Source organism: Bacillus sp. AF23 (assembly GCF_020861455.1).
Lineage (GTDB): Bacteria > Bacillota > Bacilli > Bacillales > Bacillaceae > Bacillus > Bacillus halotolerans.
Map to the genome: position 1 here is coordinate 102294 of NZ_JAJHVY010000010.1, position 15969 is coordinate 118262.

Genomic DNA, 15969 nt, shown 5'->3' on the forward strand with positions numbered 1-15969 from the left:
TTGTTGAGAATAGGTTCACACGTCTCTATGAGCGGAAAACATATGCTTCTGGCTGCAAGTCAGGAAGCAGTCTCTTACGGGGCGAACACGTTTATGATTTATACAGGTGCGCCGCAAAATACGCGCCGAAAAAAAATTGAAGACTTAAATATAGAAGCCGGCCGCGCTCACATGCAGGAAAACGGGATCGACGAGATTATCGTACACGCGCCTTATATTATTAATATTGGCAATACGGTCAATCCGGCTACGTTTGAGCTTGGTGTTGATTTTCTCCGCTCTGAAATTGAGCGGACAGCTGCTATCGGCGCGAAGCAAATCGTCCTTCACCCGGGTGCTCATGTTGGCGCAGGAGCCGAAGAAGGCATTAAAAAAATCATTGAAGGCTTAAATGAAGTCATTGATCCGAATCAAAATGTGCAGATTGCATTAGAAACAATGGCAGGCAAAGGATCTGAATGCGGCAGAAGCTTTGAAGAGCTTGCGCAAATTATTGATGGCGTGACACACAATGAGCAGTTGTCTGTATGTTTTGACACATGCCATACACATGATGCCGGCTATAATATTGTCGAAGATTTTGACGGAGTGCTGAATGAATTCGATAAAATTGTCGGTATTGACAGAATCAAAGTGCTCCATATCAATGACAGCAAAAATATCAAAGGCGCGAGAAAAGACCGTCATGAAAATATTGGCTTCGGGGAAATCGGGTTTGACGCATTGCAATATGTCGTTCATCATGAGCAATTAAAAGACATCCCGAAAATTCTTGAAACGCCGTATGTCGGTGAAGATAAAAAGAACAAAAAACCGCCGTACCGTTTTGAAATTCAAATGCTGAAAGAAAAGCAATTTGACAACACATTACTCGAAAAGATTTTACAGCAATAAAAAAGGGGGGATTGGATCCCCCCTTTTTTTAGTTTGTGAACTGTTTGAAAAGTTCATGAACGGTTTGGGCTGTTTCTTTTGAAGTAATGGATTCTACTTGTTTCAGCAGCCGCGTACGTTCCTGCTCATTAAAAATATTCACATTTTTCCCGTATAACAGGTTTGCTACTTCAACTGCCTGCGGTTTTGACAGACTGATTCCGTATTGCTTAGAGTACTTCAATAAATCTTCAGCAGTGGCTTGATTGAGCCTCTGCAAGATAATTCTTTGAAATAATATCATCGAACATTCCACCTCTCAGACATAATGTATGGGCAAATCAGTAAAATGTGTCAGCATTTCATGGTAAAATAGAGTCATAGTCTATTTAAAATAGTTATTGCAGGAAAGGAGATTTTATGACCCCAACAAAACAACACAAAAGAGAATCATTTACCCACTTTATATTCAGGGTCATCATGATTCTGATTGGAGCTGCGTCTGCGGCGGTAAGTATTGAATTATTTTTAGTCCCCAATGATTTTATTGATGGAGGCATTATCGGTGTATCACTTATTTTAGACCACCTCTTTATGTCAAACCCCTTTCTGAATTTCGCTGTATTCGTTGTCATTTTAAACATTCCTTTTATGATCTTCGGATATAAATATATCGGTAAGACCTTCCTCGTTTCTACTGTTATCGGGATTGTCGGCCTTGCCTTAATCGAATCCTCGCTTCACCACGTAGAAGCCATTACGACACAGCCTATATTGGCTACAGTATTCGGAGGTCTCTTGCTCGGCTTTGGTGTCGGGCTGGTGATTCGAAACGGTGGTTCAATGGACGGCACAGAAATTCTCGGTATCCTTCTAACGAAAAAACTGCCGTTTTCAGTTGGTGAGTTTGTGATGCTCATCAATGTATTTATCTTTATTTGGGCCGGTTTTGTGTTCGGTCCTGAGCAAGCTATGTATTCTTTCATGACTTACTACATTGCCATGAAAACCATTGATGCGGTCATCCAAGGGCTGGATGAAACAAAAGCTGTGATTATTGTCTCGGACCAGTATGATGAGATTTCCGACGCAATATTACACCGTCTCGGACGCGGAACAACGAAGCTGAAGGGAAAAGGCGGCTATACAGACGAGGAAAAAGATGTGATTTATGCAGTTGTCACAAGGCTGGAAGTGACCAAGCTCAAATCCATTGTGTTTGAAGTCGACGATAATGCATTTATTACAATTATGAATACTCATGAAACAAGAGGCGGTAAATTCAAAACCGCAATCCACTAGGCTTTCATTTACTTTTATTCATTTTATGGGTATAATTTTATCAGTAGTAAAGAAAATGGCTTGCTGGTCAGACAGCTGCCATTTTCTTTTTGATATATAAGATACGTTCGTTCATAAGCAAAGCGAAAAGGGGGGCCCTTCATGAACGTACAAGAAGCGCTGAACTTACTGAAAGAAAACGGATATAAATATACAAGCAAACGGGAAGATATGCTTCAGCTTTTTGCTGATTCGGACAGGTATCTGACCGCTAAAAATGTACTGTCTGCACTAAATGATGATTATCCCGGTTTAAGCTTTGATACGATTTACAGAAACCTTTCTTTATATGAAGAGCTAGGTATTTTGGAAACGACTGAGCTCTCCGGTGAAAAGCTGTTCCGATTTAAATGCTCATTTACTCATCATCACCATCACTTTATTTGCCTGGCTTGCGGCAAAACAAAGGAAATCGAGTCTTGTCCAATGGATAAGCTCTATGATGACTTAGATGGCTATCAGATCAGCGGGCATAAATTTGAGATTTACGGCACATGTCCAAGCTGTGAACAGGAAAAACAAGATCAACCTTCTGCGTAAAAGTTAAGGATAGAGAAAAAGGAGCCTGATCAGGCTCCTTTTTTAATTTTTCACACGTATGAAATAATGTTTATTTTCATTTATCCATTGAACCGCTTCGAGCCAGTTGTTAACTCTAATGATATTTGAATCGATCGGAAGCTGGTTATAAGGCGAATTGAATAAAATCACCGGTATACCGGCTTCTTTTGCAATCATCATTGCGTTTCCGTGATGATCCTCAAAAAACAAGTCAATGTCGTGTTTTTTGACCGCTTCGACTTTATGATGCCCGCCCACGAGCTCTATGTGGTCATAATGGATGTTTTGTCTGTCAAACCATTCGAACGTAACATCGCTTAAATGAGTCCTTCTCGCCGTAATATAAATCAGCCGGTGCTCCTCTTTGAGGAGGTCAAGGGACTGTTTTGCATGCTGCGCAAGAAGTGCTTCTTTATATATGATTGCTTCATTTTGATTCATCCAATCCCAAAATTCTTCCTGTGTAATATGTAACAGTTTTGTTAAATCATAATCTGTCATATCGTTTAATGAAATGGAAAGATTAAACGAGCGGTTTAAATAAGGGACGAATGTATCCTGAGCCGTGATTGTGCCGTCAATATCTATTCCTAAGCGTAACATGCCCACACTCCTTCAGTTTCATCCTTTCAAGTGTAACATAAACAATTAACATTACCAGAAAAGTTTAGCAAACATGAATCAGCAAAAATGGATCAAACTATAAAAGCTCCTTTAATAAAACAGAAGGGGGAATTGAAGGTGGCAAACGATTACGAAAAACGTGATAACAACAGTTACTATGTAGATCATGGTTCTGAAGGAACAAATATTACCCGCGACAATGATGGTTTTTTTGAGGAAACGGCTGCTGAAATTGCAGAGCCTTTCCGTGCTTCTGACCGAAGCGGTGACCAAGAGACTGACCGCAGCGGCGGAAATGTCAATGAAGGACGGGGGATAGGGTATATCGCTTTAGCCTTGTCCATTATTTCATTGTTTGTTCTTCCTGTTTTGTTGGGAGCTGCCGGTATTATTGTCGGCTATATCGCAAGAAGAAGAGGAGCCCAAAGCCTGGGTGCATGGGCTATGGGGATTGGTGTTGTCTCATTAGTGCTTGGAATATTTATTATTCCATTTTTCTAATACAAAAAAGCTTGACGGGTTCCCGTCAAGCTTTTTGTGTTTCTTCAGCTAATTTCGCTTTTTCAGCCTCAAGCTTTGCGTAGTGCTCTTCAGCAAGTATGTCGATTTCTTTTTTCAGTTCTTCAACCATTGTTTCTTCTGGAACCTTACGGACAATTTTACCTTTTCGGAACAGAAGACCTTCGCCGCGTGCTCCAGCGATGCCGATATCAGCTTCTCTCGCTTCACCCGGGCCGTTTACCGCACATCCGAGAACGGCGACTTTAATCGGCGCTTTCACTTTAGAAATGTATTCTTCCACTTCGTTGGCGATACTGATCAAATCAATCTCGATACGGCCGCAAGTCGGGCATGAGATGAGGGTTGCAGCATTAGAGGCCAAACCAAAGGATTTCAACAGCTCTCTCGCTACTTTAACCTCTTCAACCGGGTCTGCGCTTAATGAGATACGCAGGGTGTTACCGATGCCCTTGCTTAAAATCGCGCCAAGTCCTGCTGCGCTTTTTACTGTACCGGCAAACAGCGTTCCTGACTCGGTGATTCCGAGGTGAAGCGGGTAATCAAATGCTTTTGACGCTTTTTCGTAAGCCTCGATGGCAAGGTTTACGTCAGAAGCCTTCATGCTGACGATAATATCGTGAAAATCTAGATCTTCAAGAATCTTAATGTGATGAAGAGCACTTTCTACCATGCCGTCTGCTGTCGGATATCCGTATTTTTCTAAAATCCGTTTTTCCAATGAACCTGCGTTTACACCAATTCGGATTGGAATCCCTTTTTCTTTCGCCGCTTTAACGACCGCTTCGACTTTTTCACGGCGGCCGATGTTGCCTGGGTTGATTCGTATTTTATCTGCGCCGCCTTCAATGGCTTTTAACGCAAGCTTATAATCAAAATGAATGTCAACAACGAGCGGAATGGAGATGCGTTTTTTAATATCCGCAATGGCGTTTGCCGCTCGTTCATCCGGACAAGCCACCCGCACGATTTGGCATCCGGCTTCAGCCAGCCGGTTAATTTCCGCAACCGTTGCTTCTACATCATGTGTTTTGGTTGTTGTCATGCTTTGGATAACGACTTCATTGTTACCGCCTATTGTTAAAGGTCCCACTTTAACGGGACGCGTTTTTGTACGATGGGTGATTTCACTCACTTGTCAATCGCTCCTTCATTGTAGTTGCCGCTTCTAGATAGAATAAACCTAGTATGGTGTATGTCAATGTATTTTACAAATTATATTGTAACAGTGTATTCGCCGAACTGACAAGAAATTAACGTTAATTATGGGTAGACCGGGAATTTGTATGCTGTTCCTGCTTGAATTGTATTGGCTTTTACATTTGGATTAAGCGTTTCAAAATCCTTTACAATATCGTCAGGGGAACTTGCAGACCCAACAATTGACATGACCGTGTCACCCGGTTTTACCGTCACCGTTTTATACGCTGTTTCCTGTACAGCTGTTTTTGCCGATGCTTTATAGACAGGGAGGTTCTGAATGGGGATCGTTCCAATTTTAAGATCATAAAAAATAATAAAAAGGATAAAGAGAATGCTGAATACAAAAGTGAGACGTTTCATTGATTTTGCCTCCCGCATACAAAATTTTATAACATTGTATGCTTGTCCGTGTTGATTCATGACAAAAGAAAAGAGACTGCGAAGGCAGTCTCCGAATTAAGCAACAGCTTTTTTGGACGGGAGCTCTTTTAATACGAGAAACAGGATGACAAAGTTAACAAACCAGTTGACTAAAAATTCACTTGGCACCGTTGTTTCTAACGCACGCATAATCGTAAAAAATATTGTTGAAAGGGTAATGGAGTAAGCAGAAAGCTTCCATAGCTGCTGGTAGGACAGCTGCTTTTGCTGACCGTTCTTTATGATTAGCCCGATAAGCGCCAAGAATGATACCTCAATAAATTTTCCCGCCGCTGTCACGAGAAATATGAGTACTGAGAGAACAGTCACGATCATTGTTTTATTTTGGTTTAACCCTGCAGTGACATCTTTTTTTGTTAAATCTGACGGCATCATTGAGTAAGCCATCTCTTGGGCCTGTCCGTCAATGGCCAAAACAAACTTATCCTGTAGTATACCTATTGCGTTTTGCTTTGCTTCGATTTGTTCCGTGCCATATGCATCCGTCGGATCAAACACGATGACAAAGCCGTTTGCCTTTGATTCTGTGGCTTTTTTTTCATCCGTCTGAAGTTTGCCGTTTGAAATTGTGAAATCAGGGAAATCTTTGTTTAAAACGGATTTAAAGCCGTTCATAGATTGGACGGTCCCTGAGCTTACATAATAAGCAGTGGGAATCGCAAAAAGGACAGAAAGCAAAAATACATAAAGAATCGCTTTTCCGATTCCTTGAAATCTTGTTTTTGCAATATCCCGTGGAGAGTATGTACTTTTGATGAAAAGCTGAAATACATTCACTGTCTTCACTTCCTAGCTATACAATATATGTTGCTTATTGTATCGTTGCCTGCGTATGAATACAAGGAAGACCTGTATTGGCAGAAGTGTAAGATCAGAGTTGTAAGCATAATGAGGAGGATGGATTCTATGGATATTTTGTATTGGCTGTTGATCGCGGCTCTATTTATCATCGCTTTTATCGGGCTTGTGTATCCTGTTATTCCAAGTGTTGTATTTATCGTTGCCGGTTTTGTATTATACGGATTTTTGTTTTCTTTCAGTCCGTATTCTTATATGTTCTGGCTGGTTGAAGCTGTATTCGCCGCAGTATTATTCGCCGCAGATTATGTTTCCAATCTGCTTGGTGTAAAGAGGTTCGGCGGAAGCAAAGCTGCTATTTGGGGGAGTACAATCGGGTTGTTGATCGGTCCCTTTGTGATTCCGGTTGCGGGGATTATTTTAGGGCCGTTTATCGGAGCTGTTTGCGCAGAGCTTATCGTACATCAAAAAGATGTAAAATCAGCGTTTAAAATTGGGCTAGGCTCATTGATCGGCTTTTTAACGGGGGTCATTGCAAAGGGAATTATTCAGCTTTTAATGATCGGATATTTTTTATGGACTGTCCTGTAAGAATTGCTCTCAGGAGGTTTAAGGGGGCGAAGTAACGGTTAAAGTGAAATATGTCTGCTGAAATAGCCAAATTGTGAGCTTTTTCATTGATTACACGGCGTTCTTTTGTTACATTGAATGAAGAAAGGCTCGCTGTGAAGCGGCATTTCAGTACATATATATTAAGGAGGAATTATCATGGCTTACGAACTTCCAGAATTACCTTATGCGTACGATGCTTTAGAACCGCATATCGACAAGGAAACTATGAATATTCACCATACGAAGCACCATAACACATACGTTACAAATTTAAACAAAGCGGTTGAAGGAAACACTGCTCTTGCAAACAAATCAGTTGAAGAGCTTGTTGCAGATCTAGATTCTGTTCCTGAAAACATCCGCACAGCAGTCCGCAACAATGGCGGCGGACACGCGAACCACAAATTATTCTGGACACTTTTATCTCCAAACGGCGGTGGCGAGCCAACTGGCGAGCTTGCTGAAGAGATCAACAGTGTATTTGGAAGCTTTGACAAATTCAAAGAACAATTCGCTGCAGCAGCAGCTGGACGTTTCGGTTCAGGCTGGGCATGGCTTGTTGTAAACAACGGCAAACTTGAAATCACAAGCACGCCAAACCAAGATTCTCCGCTTTCTGAAGGCAAAACGCCTATCCTAGGTCTTGATGTTTGGGAGCATGCTTACTACCTTAACTATCAAAACCGCCGTCCTGATTACATTTCAGCTTTCTGGAATGTGGTAAACTGGGACGAAGTTGCTCGTCTTTACAGCGCAGCAAAATAATAACGCAAACAAGGCCCTCATAAAAGGGCCTTGTTTTTTTATGTCTTCTCTTTACATATCTCGGTTTCAGTGAGACAGACTAAGGGGTAGTAAAGGGGAGTCAGTAATGAGCAAACTAAAAAAGGTAATTGGAGATGTAGATGTAAATAAAGGATTACTTCTTCTGCTGACCGTTGGCGGTCTTTACTCGTTAGGAATTGCGCTTTCCAATACATTTGTGAATGTGTATCTCTGGAAGCAGTCAGGGAAATTTATTGATTTGGCGATATACAACTTATCAATTGTGACGATGCAGCCGATAACATTTTATTTAGCTGGCCGATTAGCCAAAAAAATAGACCGGGTTTTCATTCTTAGATTTGGAGTGATTTTTTTAGCGGCATTTTATTTAAGTGTGCTGCTGGCTGGAGAAACTGCTGCATCACGTCTTGTTCTCATCGGAGCGGTGCTCGGAGTAGGCTATGGATTTTACTGGCTCGCGTTTAATGTGCTCACCTTTGAAATAACAGAGCCTGATACGCGGGATTTTTTCAACGGCTTTATGGGCATCCTGTCCTCATCCGCAGGAATGATTGGTCCGATTGTTGCAGGATTTGTCATCTCAAGGCTTGAAAATAATACGGGTTACACTGTCATTTTCAGTCTCTCCCTCAGTTTATTTGCACTGGCTGTCGTGATGAGCTTCTTCCTAAAACGGAGAGAATCAAAGGGCCAATTTATGCTGAGTAAGGTATTTGGAGAACGCCACACTAATATGAACTGGCGGCGAATTACAAATGCGCATTTTTTTCAGGGCTTGAGAGAAGGGATTTTCGTCTTTTTAATCAGTGTTTTTGTGTTTATTGAGACAAACAGCGAACTGGCCCTCGGAACCTTTGGTCTCGTCAACTCCGCTGTTTCCTTTTTTGCCTATTATTTTGCATCAAGGCTGATTAAGAAAAAGGCCCGTAAAAAATCAATTTTGCTGGGCGGCCTTATTTTGTATGGTGCGCTGTTTTTGATACTCTTTCATATGAGCTTTACGACATTATTGACGTACGGCGTGTTTATTGCGATCGGCTATCCTCTTTTGCTCGTGCCTTATGTATCGCTTACATATGATGTCATAGGACGGGCCAGACATGCCAGAAAAGCGAGAATTGAATATATCGTGCTGAGAGAAATGTTTTTAAACGCCGGCAGAATTGTTTCGATTTTATGCTTTCTCCTTATCGTGGCCCTTTTTAAAGAAGATATGGGTATACCGTTGTCGCTTGCCATCTTGGGCATCGGGCATCCGCTCATTTATTACTTTGTCAAGGATATTCGTTTTAAAGAGAAAGAAGAGGAAAATGAAACTATGGAAGAAGACGGCCACAAACGGGTGACTGAACCGAACCTTTTAAAAGGCGAAAGATAATTTTTTGGCAATAAGGGGTTATCTGTAGAAAAAAGTCGAAAAAACCTTTAAAATGAAAAATGGCACTCTTACTTGAGTGTCTTTTCTTTCTGTAAATAGAAAAAGGTGATGTTATGAGGAGAAATAAACAAAAAAAGCAAAATCATAAAGAGAAAAAGAAGTCGCTTCCGATCCGGCTGAATATTTTATTTTTGGCCGCTTTTGTTATATTCACCTGGATTATTGTGGAGCTTGGCATTAAGCAGATCGTTCAAGGCGATGATTACAAAAATCAAGCCAATCAGCAGGAACAAAGTGAAGTCAGCTCGGCGGTGCCGCGCGGGAAAATTTATGATCGGAATTTTAATGCCATTGTAACAAATAAGGCTTTAAATGCGATTACATACACCAGATCTAAATCTACAACGCAAGAACAGCGTCTGAAAATCGCAAAAAAGCTGGCAGATATGATTAAAGTCGACACAAAAAAAGTAACAGAACGGGATAAAAAAGATTATTGGATTTTGACTAGACCAAAAGAAGCGAAAAAGCTGATTACTTCTAAGGAAAGACAGCAGGTAGAAAATAAAAAATTATCAGATGATGATTTATATCAGCTCCAGCTAAAACGGATTACCGATAAGCAGCTGAATGAATTGACTGATAAAGACATGCAGATTCTCGCCATTAAAAGACAGATGGACTCCGGATATGCGTTAACACCGCAATACATCAAAAATGAAGATGTATCAGCGAAAGAAATGGCAGTTGTAAGTGAACATTTAGATGAACTGCCGGGTGTTGATGTCACCTCAGACTGGGAACGTGAATATCCATATAAAAATCTTCTCCGCTCAGTGCTCGGAAGTGTTTCCAGCTCTGATGAAGGATTACCGTCAAATCTGCTCGACCATTATTTATCGCTCGGCTACAGCAGAAACGACAGGGTTGGAAAAAGTTATCTGGAATATCAATACGAAAGCCTTTTGCAGGGACAAAAAGCTAAGGTGGAAAATATCACAGATTCAAACGGCAATGTAACCGGAACGAAGACCGTTTCTGAAGGGAAAGCCGGTAAAGATCTCGTGCTTACAATTGACATTGACTTGCAAAAATCAGTTGAAAAAATCATTGAGAAAAACCTCAAGTCTGCTAAAGCAAGACCAAGTACTGAATTGTTAGACCGGGCATTTGTCGTCATGATGGACCCGAGAAACGGTGAAGTGCTGACGATGGCGGGTAAGCAAATTAAAACAGAAAACGGGAAATATAAAATTGATGATTACGCACTAGGAAATATGACATCATCTTACGCCATGGGTTCGGCTGTCAAAGGTGCAACCGTACTGACAGGCTTGCAAACTGGTGCCATTAACCTAAATACAGTGTTTCAGGATGAACCATTGTATATTGGTATTCAGGATAAAAATGGTAAAAAATCATGGACGAACTTAGGTCCGGTTAATATTCAAAGAGCCTTAGAGCAGTCTTCAAACGTATTCATGTTTAAAACTGCAATCGCACTTGGAAAAGGTGAATATAAACCGCATCAAGCTTTACCGATTGATACTACGGCATTTGATACGTTCCGGAATTATTTCAGTCAATTTGGACTTGGTGTAAAAACAGGGATTGACCTTCCAAATGAAATGACAGGCTATAAGGGTACAAGCAGATTGACGGGATTCTTGCTAGACTATGCTATCGGCCAATATGATACGTATACACCGCTGGAACTAGCACAATATGTATCAACAATCGCAAATGGTGGCTACCGCTTGAAACCTCAGCTTGTAAAAGAAGTCAGACAGTCAGATGCGAAAAAAGGAATCGGGGCTGTCGTTGAATCTGTTCAGCCTGAAGTATTGAATAAAGTGGATATGAAGAGTAGCTATATTGAAGAGGTCCAAGCCGGGTTTAGACGAGTCGCGACTAAAGGAACTGCGGCAAGTCAATTTGCTTCCGCATCTTATAAACCTGCTGCTAAAACAGGAACAGCACAATCGTTCTATGACGGACCAAATAAATCAAAAACAGGTGAAAGTACTTATAATACAACACTTGTTGCTTATGCGCCTGCTGATAACCCTGAGGTTGCCATCTCTGTTGTAGTTCCTTGGGCTTATGTAGATTACAGCGCTAAATATACCATTACGAACGAAATCGGCAGAGAAGTATTGGATAAATATTTTGAGCTGAAATCGAAGCAGGACAAAGAAGATACTCAGCAAAAAAATAAAGACAAAATTGAAGAAAAAGCAGAAAACACAACGTCTTCTGATAACTAAACAGAAACGCCCACATCATGTGGGCGTTTTTTTTATACAAAAAAATGCACGGATTTACAAAACCTTAACATTCGATTTAAACCTATTTTACATAGAACCTTTACTCTATACGTGTAGGACAAATTACACATTATACGCAGGGGGAATTCAGGAAATGAAAAAAAACAAATTGGTGCTTATGCTTCTGATGGCTGCTTTTATGATAATTGCAGCTGCATGCGGAAACGCAGGAGAAAGTGAAAAAACAAATAGCGGCTCTGCAAAAGGAGAAGAAAAGGCATCAGGTTCTTTAACCATTTCTGGTTCATCGGCCATGCAGCCATTAGTACTTGCAGCTGCAGAAAAATTTATGGAAGAAAACCCTGATGCTGATATACAGGTACAAGCAGGGGGGTCTGGAACAGGGCTTTCTCAAGTCTCTGAAGGAGCTGTTCAAATCGGAAATTCAGATGTTTTCGCTGAAGAAAAAGAAGGTATCGACGCAAAAGCGCTTGTAGACCATCAAGTTGCAGTAGTCGGTATGGCAGCGGCTGTAAACCCTGACACAGGTGTAAAAGATATCTCAAAAGATGAATTGAAAAAAATCTTCACTGGCAAAATCAAAAACTGGAAAGAGCTTGGCGGAAAGGATCAAAAAATTACGCTTGTAAACCGTCCTGATTCTTCAGGTACACGTGCTACATTTGTAAAATACGCGCTTGACGGAGAAGAACCGGCAGAAGGCATTACTGAGGATTCTTCCAACACTGTGAAAAAAATCATTGCTGATACTCCGGGAGCGATTGGATATCTTGCATTCTCATATTTAACAGATGACAAAGTAACAGCTTTATCTATTGACGGTGTGAAGCCGGAAGCGAAAAACGTTACAACTGGAGAATATCCAATCTGGGCTTATCAGCATTCTTATACAAAAGGCGAAGCGAAAGATCTAGCGAAAGAATTTCTTGATTATCTAAAGAGTGAAGACATTCAAAAAAGCATTGTAACTGACCAAGGGTACATTCCGGTGACTGATATGAAAGTGACTCGCGATGCCAAAGGGAAGCAAAGCTGATCTAAATAAAAAGAGGAGTGCGGAGACTTCCGTTTCTCCTCTTAACACATTCATAGGAGTGTAAAACAATGATAAACAATAGAGAAAATATGTCTGTGAGCGAACGTTTAATCAGCTCAAGGCAAAACCGGCAATTGGATGAAGTTCGGGGAAGAATGATCGTGACAGCCTGCGCCCTTATAATGATAGCGGCATCTGTGGCGATCACCATTTTCCTCGGCATTAAGGGGCTGCAATCTTTTCTTGTAAATGGTGTAAGCCCAATTGAATTCTTAACGAGTCTGAATTGGAACCCTACAGATTCTGATCCGAAATACGGAGTGCTGCCTTTTATCTTTGGCTCATTTGCAGTAACGATTCTCTCCGCTCTCATTGCTGCGCCGCTCGGCATAGCAGGTGCGATCTTTATGACAGAAATTGCGCCGAATTGGGGGAAGAAAGTGCTGCAGCCGGTGATCGAATTATTGGTCGGCATCCCATCTGTTGTTTATGGATTCATAGGTCTTACAGTATTGGTGCCTTTTATTGCTCAGTTCAAAACGAGCGGAACAGGGCACAGTTTATTGGCGGGAACGATTGTGCTTTCTATTATGATTCTGCCGACGATTACGTCTATCTCAGCCGATGCGATGGCATCACTTCCGAAAAGCTTAAGAGAAGGTTCTTACGCTCTCGGTGCGACAAGATGGCAGACCATTAGAAAAGTGCTCATCCCTGCAGCTTTTCCGACATTGATGACTGCCGTTGTCCTAGGTATGGCCCGTGCGTTTGGTGAGGCTCTGGCTGTCCAAATGGTCATTGGAAATACAAGAGTATTGCCTGAAAGTCTGTTTGACACCGCAGGAACATTGACAACCATTATTACGCTGAATATGGGCCATACCACATACGGAAGCGTTGAAAATAATACGCTGTGGTCAATGGGACTTGTGTTGCTGGTGATGTCATTCTTGTTCATCTTGCTTATTCGCTACTTGTCATCTAGGAGGAAAGTGTAATGAACCGCAAATTAACAGATAAACTGGCAACTGGAATGTTCGGTTTATGCGCAGCCATTATCGCCGCGATTCTAGTCGGTCTGTTTTCCTATATTATTATTAACGGTGTTTCTCAGCTCAGCTTTGATTTTATTACGACAAAATCAAGCGCCATTGCCGCAGGAGGCGGGATACGAGACCAGCTGTTTAACTCCTTTTATATTCTGTTTATCACGATGCTGATTACCATCCCGCTCGGAGTGGGCGGCGGAGTGTTCATGGCGGAATACGCGCCTAACAACAAAGTGACAGATTTTATCAGAACGTGTATTGAGGTCCTTTCATCTCTTCCATCTATTGTCATTGGAATGTTCGGCTTACTGATGTTTGTTAACCTGACAGGCTGGGGATATACGATCATAGGCGGGGCGCTGGCATTAACGGTCTTTAATCTTCCTGTTATGGTGCGTGTGACAGAAGACGCGGTCCGTTCAGTCCCTAAAGATTTGAAGGAAGCATCGCTCGCTTTAGGTGTTTCTCGCTGGCATACCGTAAAAACCGTTTTAATACCAAGTGCGATCCCTTCCATCATCACAGGTGCCATTTTAGCGTCAGGAAGGGTGTTCGGGGAAGCGGCGGCTTTATTATTTACAGCAGGGCTTACAACGCCGCGTCTCAATTTTGCAGAGTGGAATCCGTTTTCTGAAACATCGCCGCTTAATATTTTCAGACCCGCTGAAACACTTGCGGTCCACATTTGGAATGTAAATACGCAAGGGATGATTCCGGATGCTGAAGCGATTGCCAACGGAGGTTCTGCAGTGCTGGTGATTTCAGTTCTTGTCTTCAATCTCGCGGCGAGATGGCTTGGGACAATCATCTATAAAAAGCTTACGGCAAATTAGACCGGAAAGAGGCGAAAACAATGTCTGAACAAATGGTAAAAGAAAAGCCTGAGAGTGCGGTTATAATTCCTCAGCAGCACCATGTGCTCGAGGTGAAGGATCTGTCTATTTTCTACGGAAACAAACAGGCCGTTCGTCACGTGAATATGGAGATTGAAAAAAATGCGGTGACCGCTTTGATCGGGCCGTCAGGATGCGGCAAATCTACTTTTCTTAGAAATATTAACCGCATGAATGACTTAATTCCTTCTGCAAGAAGCGAAGGTGAAATTTTGTATGAAGGATTAAATATACTGGGAAGCAATATTAACGTTGTCAGCTTAAGAAGAGAGATCGGCATGGTCTTCCAAAAGCCGAATCCATTTCCAAAATCGATCTACCATAATATCACGCATGCATTAAAATATGCCGGAGAGCGGAACAAATCAGTGCTCGACGACATCGTGGAAGAAAGCTTAACAAAAGCGGCGCTCTGGGATGAAGTAAAGGACCGTTTGCATTCATCCGCACTTTCGTTATCAGGCGGTCAGCAGCAGCGTTTATGTATTGCCAGAACGCTCGCGATGAAGCCGGCCGTTCTTCTTCTTGATGAACCTGCTTCAGCGCTAGATCCGATTTCAAATGCGAAAATAGAAGAATTGATTACGGAATTGAAAAGCGAATACTCAATTATTATTGTTACTCACAATATGCAGCAGGCTCTGCGGGTGTCTGACCGGACGGCTTTCTTTTTAAACGGCGAGATCGTTGAATACGGACAGACCGAACAAATTTTCACAAGTCCGAAGCAGCAAAAAACTGAGGATTACATTAATGGGAAATTCGGATAGGAGGCTGGCAATGAGTATTGCTACCGAAGCTGTAAAGAAACAGGAAGTTTATCAAGTCAACGGAATGAATTTATGGTATGGGGAAAACCATGCCTTGAAAAATATCAATTTGAGCATTAATCAAAACGAAGTCACGGCGATTATCGGGCCGTCAGGATGCGGCAAATCAACATTTATTAAAACATTGAATTTAATGATTCAGATGACGCCGAATGTAAAGCTTGCGGGTGAGCTGAACTATAATGGCAGCAATATTTTAAAGGATAAAGTCGATATCGTAGATTTGAGAAAAAATATCGGCTTGGTATTTCAGAAAGGAAACCCGTTTCCGCAATCAATTTTTGATAATGTCGCTTACGGACCGAGAGTTCACGGCATCAAAAATAAAAAGAAGCTGCAAGACATTGCAGAAAAGTCATTAAAAGACGTGGCGCTGTGGGATGAGGTGAAGGATCGTTTGCATTCATCTGCACTCTCATTATCAGGCGGCCAGCAGCAGCGGCTCTGTATCGCCAGAGCTCTTGCGACAAATCCTGATATTTTGCTGATGGATGAGCCAACATCTGCGCTAGATCCAATTTCGACGAGAAAAATTGAAGAGCTCATTCTTCAGCTGAAAAATAAATACACCATCGTTATCGTGACGCACAACATGCAGCAGGCAGCGAGGGTTTCTGATCAAACTGCATTTTTCTACATGGGTGAGCTTGTTGAATGCGACAATACAAATAAAATGTTCTCTCAGCCGAGAGATCAAAGAACACTCGATTATATTACAGGGAAATTCGGATAAAAAA

The 15969-nt window shown here is 41.7% G+C and carries 18 protein-coding genes; 13 read left to right on the top strand and 5 right to left on the bottom strand.

Going from position 1 to position 15969, the window contains the following annotated elements; all coding sequences use genetic code 11:
* Entirely contained in the window at nt 1-894 is an 894-nt protein-coding gene (locus LNN34_RS02635) for a deoxyribonuclease IV (RefSeq protein WP_044154531.1), read from the top strand.
* 28 nt (nt 895-922) lie between these two features.
* Here LNN34_RS02635 and LNN34_RS02640 read toward each other — a convergent pair whose 3' ends face one another.
* Nucleotides 923-1177 carry a DUF2624 domain-containing protein gene (locus LNN34_RS02640; protein WP_044154532.1) on the bottom strand — a complete coding sequence of 85 codons (255 nt, stop codon included), beginning with the start codon at nt 1175-1177 and terminating at the stop codon, nt 923-925.
* A 116-nt stretch (nt 1178-1293) separates the two neighbouring features.
* Here LNN34_RS02640 and LNN34_RS02645 point away from each other — a divergent pair, with 116 nt between their 5' ends.
* Both LNN34_RS02645 and LNN34_RS02650 read left to right on the top strand, forming a co-directional pair.
* Entirely contained in the window at nt 1294-2175 is an 882-nt protein-coding gene (locus LNN34_RS02645; protein WP_010334965.1) for a YitT family protein, read from the top strand.
* 141 nt (nt 2176-2316) lie between these two features.
* Nucleotides 2317-2754 carry a Fur family transcriptional regulator gene (locus LNN34_RS02650; protein WP_010334964.1) on the top strand — a complete coding sequence of 146 codons (438 nt, stop codon included), beginning with the start codon at nt 2317-2319 and terminating at the stop codon, nt 2752-2754.
* A 42-nt stretch (nt 2755-2796) separates the two neighbouring features.
* Here LNN34_RS02650 and LNN34_RS02655 read toward each other — a convergent pair whose 3' ends face one another.
* Nucleotides 2797-3378, bottom strand: a complete 582-nt coding sequence (locus LNN34_RS02655; protein WP_024122075.1) for a nucleotidase — start codon at nt 3376-3378, stop codon at nt 2797-2799.
* A gap of 132 nt (nt 3379-3510) precedes the next feature.
* Here LNN34_RS02655 and LNN34_RS02660 point away from each other — a divergent pair, with 132 nt between their 5' ends.
* Nucleotides 3511-3900 (top strand): DUF308 domain-containing protein, encoded by a 390-nt coding sequence (locus LNN34_RS02660; RefSeq protein WP_229042659.1) that lies wholly within the window; start codon nt 3511-3513, stop codon nt 3898-3900.
* 25 nt (nt 3901-3925) lie between these two features.
* Here the strand turns inward: LNN34_RS02660 and ispG are convergent, their stop codons facing one another.
* From ispG to LNN34_RS02675, 3 genes are all read right to left on the bottom strand, one after another.
* Entirely contained in the window at nt 3926-5044 is a 1119-nt protein-coding gene (ispG, locus tag LNN34_RS02665; protein ID WP_174754447.1) for a flavodoxin-dependent (E)-4-hydroxy-3-methylbut-2-enyl-diphosphate synthase, read from the bottom strand.
* A gap of 137 nt (nt 5045-5181) precedes the next feature.
* Entirely contained in the window at nt 5182-5481 is a 300-nt protein-coding gene (locus tag LNN34_RS02670) for a LysM peptidoglycan-binding domain-containing protein (RefSeq protein ID WP_044154536.1), read from the bottom strand.
* 96 nt (nt 5482-5577) lie between these two features.
* Nucleotides 5578-6339, bottom strand: coding sequence for a DUF1189 domain-containing protein (locus tag LNN34_RS02675; RefSeq protein ID WP_059293587.1), 762 nt, complete (start codon nt 6337-6339; stop codon nt 5578-5580).
* Between the two features lie 129 nt (nt 6340-6468).
* Between LNN34_RS02675 and LNN34_RS02680 the strand changes: the two genes are divergently transcribed.
* From LNN34_RS02680 to pstB (LNN34_RS02720), 9 genes are all read left to right on the top strand, one after another.
* Nucleotides 6469-6951: a DUF456 domain-containing protein gene (locus LNN34_RS02680; RefSeq protein ID WP_010334953.1), complete on the top strand. Its 483-nt coding sequence runs from the start codon at nt 6469-6471 to the stop codon at nt 6949-6951.
* A gap of 177 nt (nt 6952-7128) precedes the next feature.
* Nucleotides 7129-7737 carry a superoxide dismutase SodA gene (gene sodA, locus LNN34_RS02685; protein ID WP_044154540.1) on the top strand — a complete coding sequence of 203 codons (609 nt, stop codon included), beginning with the start codon at nt 7129-7131 and terminating at the stop codon, nt 7735-7737.
* Between the two features lie 106 nt (nt 7738-7843).
* Nucleotides 7844-9136 (top strand): MFS transporter, encoded by a 1293-nt coding sequence (locus LNN34_RS02690; RefSeq protein ID WP_229042660.1) that lies wholly within the window; start codon nt 7844-7846, stop codon nt 9134-9136.
* Between the two features lie 113 nt (nt 9137-9249).
* Nucleotides 9250-11403 (top strand): penicillin-binding protein 2A, encoded by a 2154-nt coding sequence (pbpA, locus tag LNN34_RS02695; RefSeq protein ID WP_229042661.1) that lies wholly within the window; start codon nt 9250-9252, stop codon nt 11401-11403.
* Between the two features lie 154 nt (nt 11404-11557).
* On the top strand, nt 11558-12460 hold the full coding sequence (locus LNN34_RS02700; protein WP_044154545.1) for a phosphate ABC transporter substrate-binding protein: 903 nt from the start codon (nt 11558-11560) through the stop codon (nt 12458-12460).
* A 68-nt stretch (nt 12461-12528) separates the two neighbouring features.
* On the top strand, nt 12529-13458 hold the full coding sequence (pstC, locus tag LNN34_RS02705; RefSeq protein ID WP_024122067.1) for a phosphate ABC transporter permease subunit PstC: 930 nt from the start codon (nt 12529-12531) through the stop codon (nt 13456-13458).
* The gene (gene pstA / locus LNN34_RS02710) at nt 13458-14342 is read left to right on the top strand and encodes a phosphate ABC transporter permease PstA (protein WP_024122066.1); all 885 of its coding nucleotides are present in this window, start codon (nt 13458-13460) and stop codon (nt 14340-14342) included. Before pstC ends, pstA begins: the two co-directional genes overlap by 1 nt.
* A gap of 20 nt (nt 14343-14362) precedes the next feature.
* A complete protein-coding gene (gene pstB, locus LNN34_RS02715) occupies nt 14363-15172 on the top strand; it encodes a phosphate ABC transporter ATP-binding protein PstB (RefSeq protein ID WP_059335424.1) in 810 nt (269 codons plus the stop codon).
* Between the two features lie 10 nt (nt 15173-15182).
* Entirely contained in the window at nt 15183-15965 is a 783-nt protein-coding gene (gene pstB, locus LNN34_RS02720; RefSeq protein WP_229042665.1) for a phosphate ABC transporter ATP-binding protein PstB, read from the top strand.
* Nucleotides 15966-15969 lie beyond the last annotated feature (4 nt).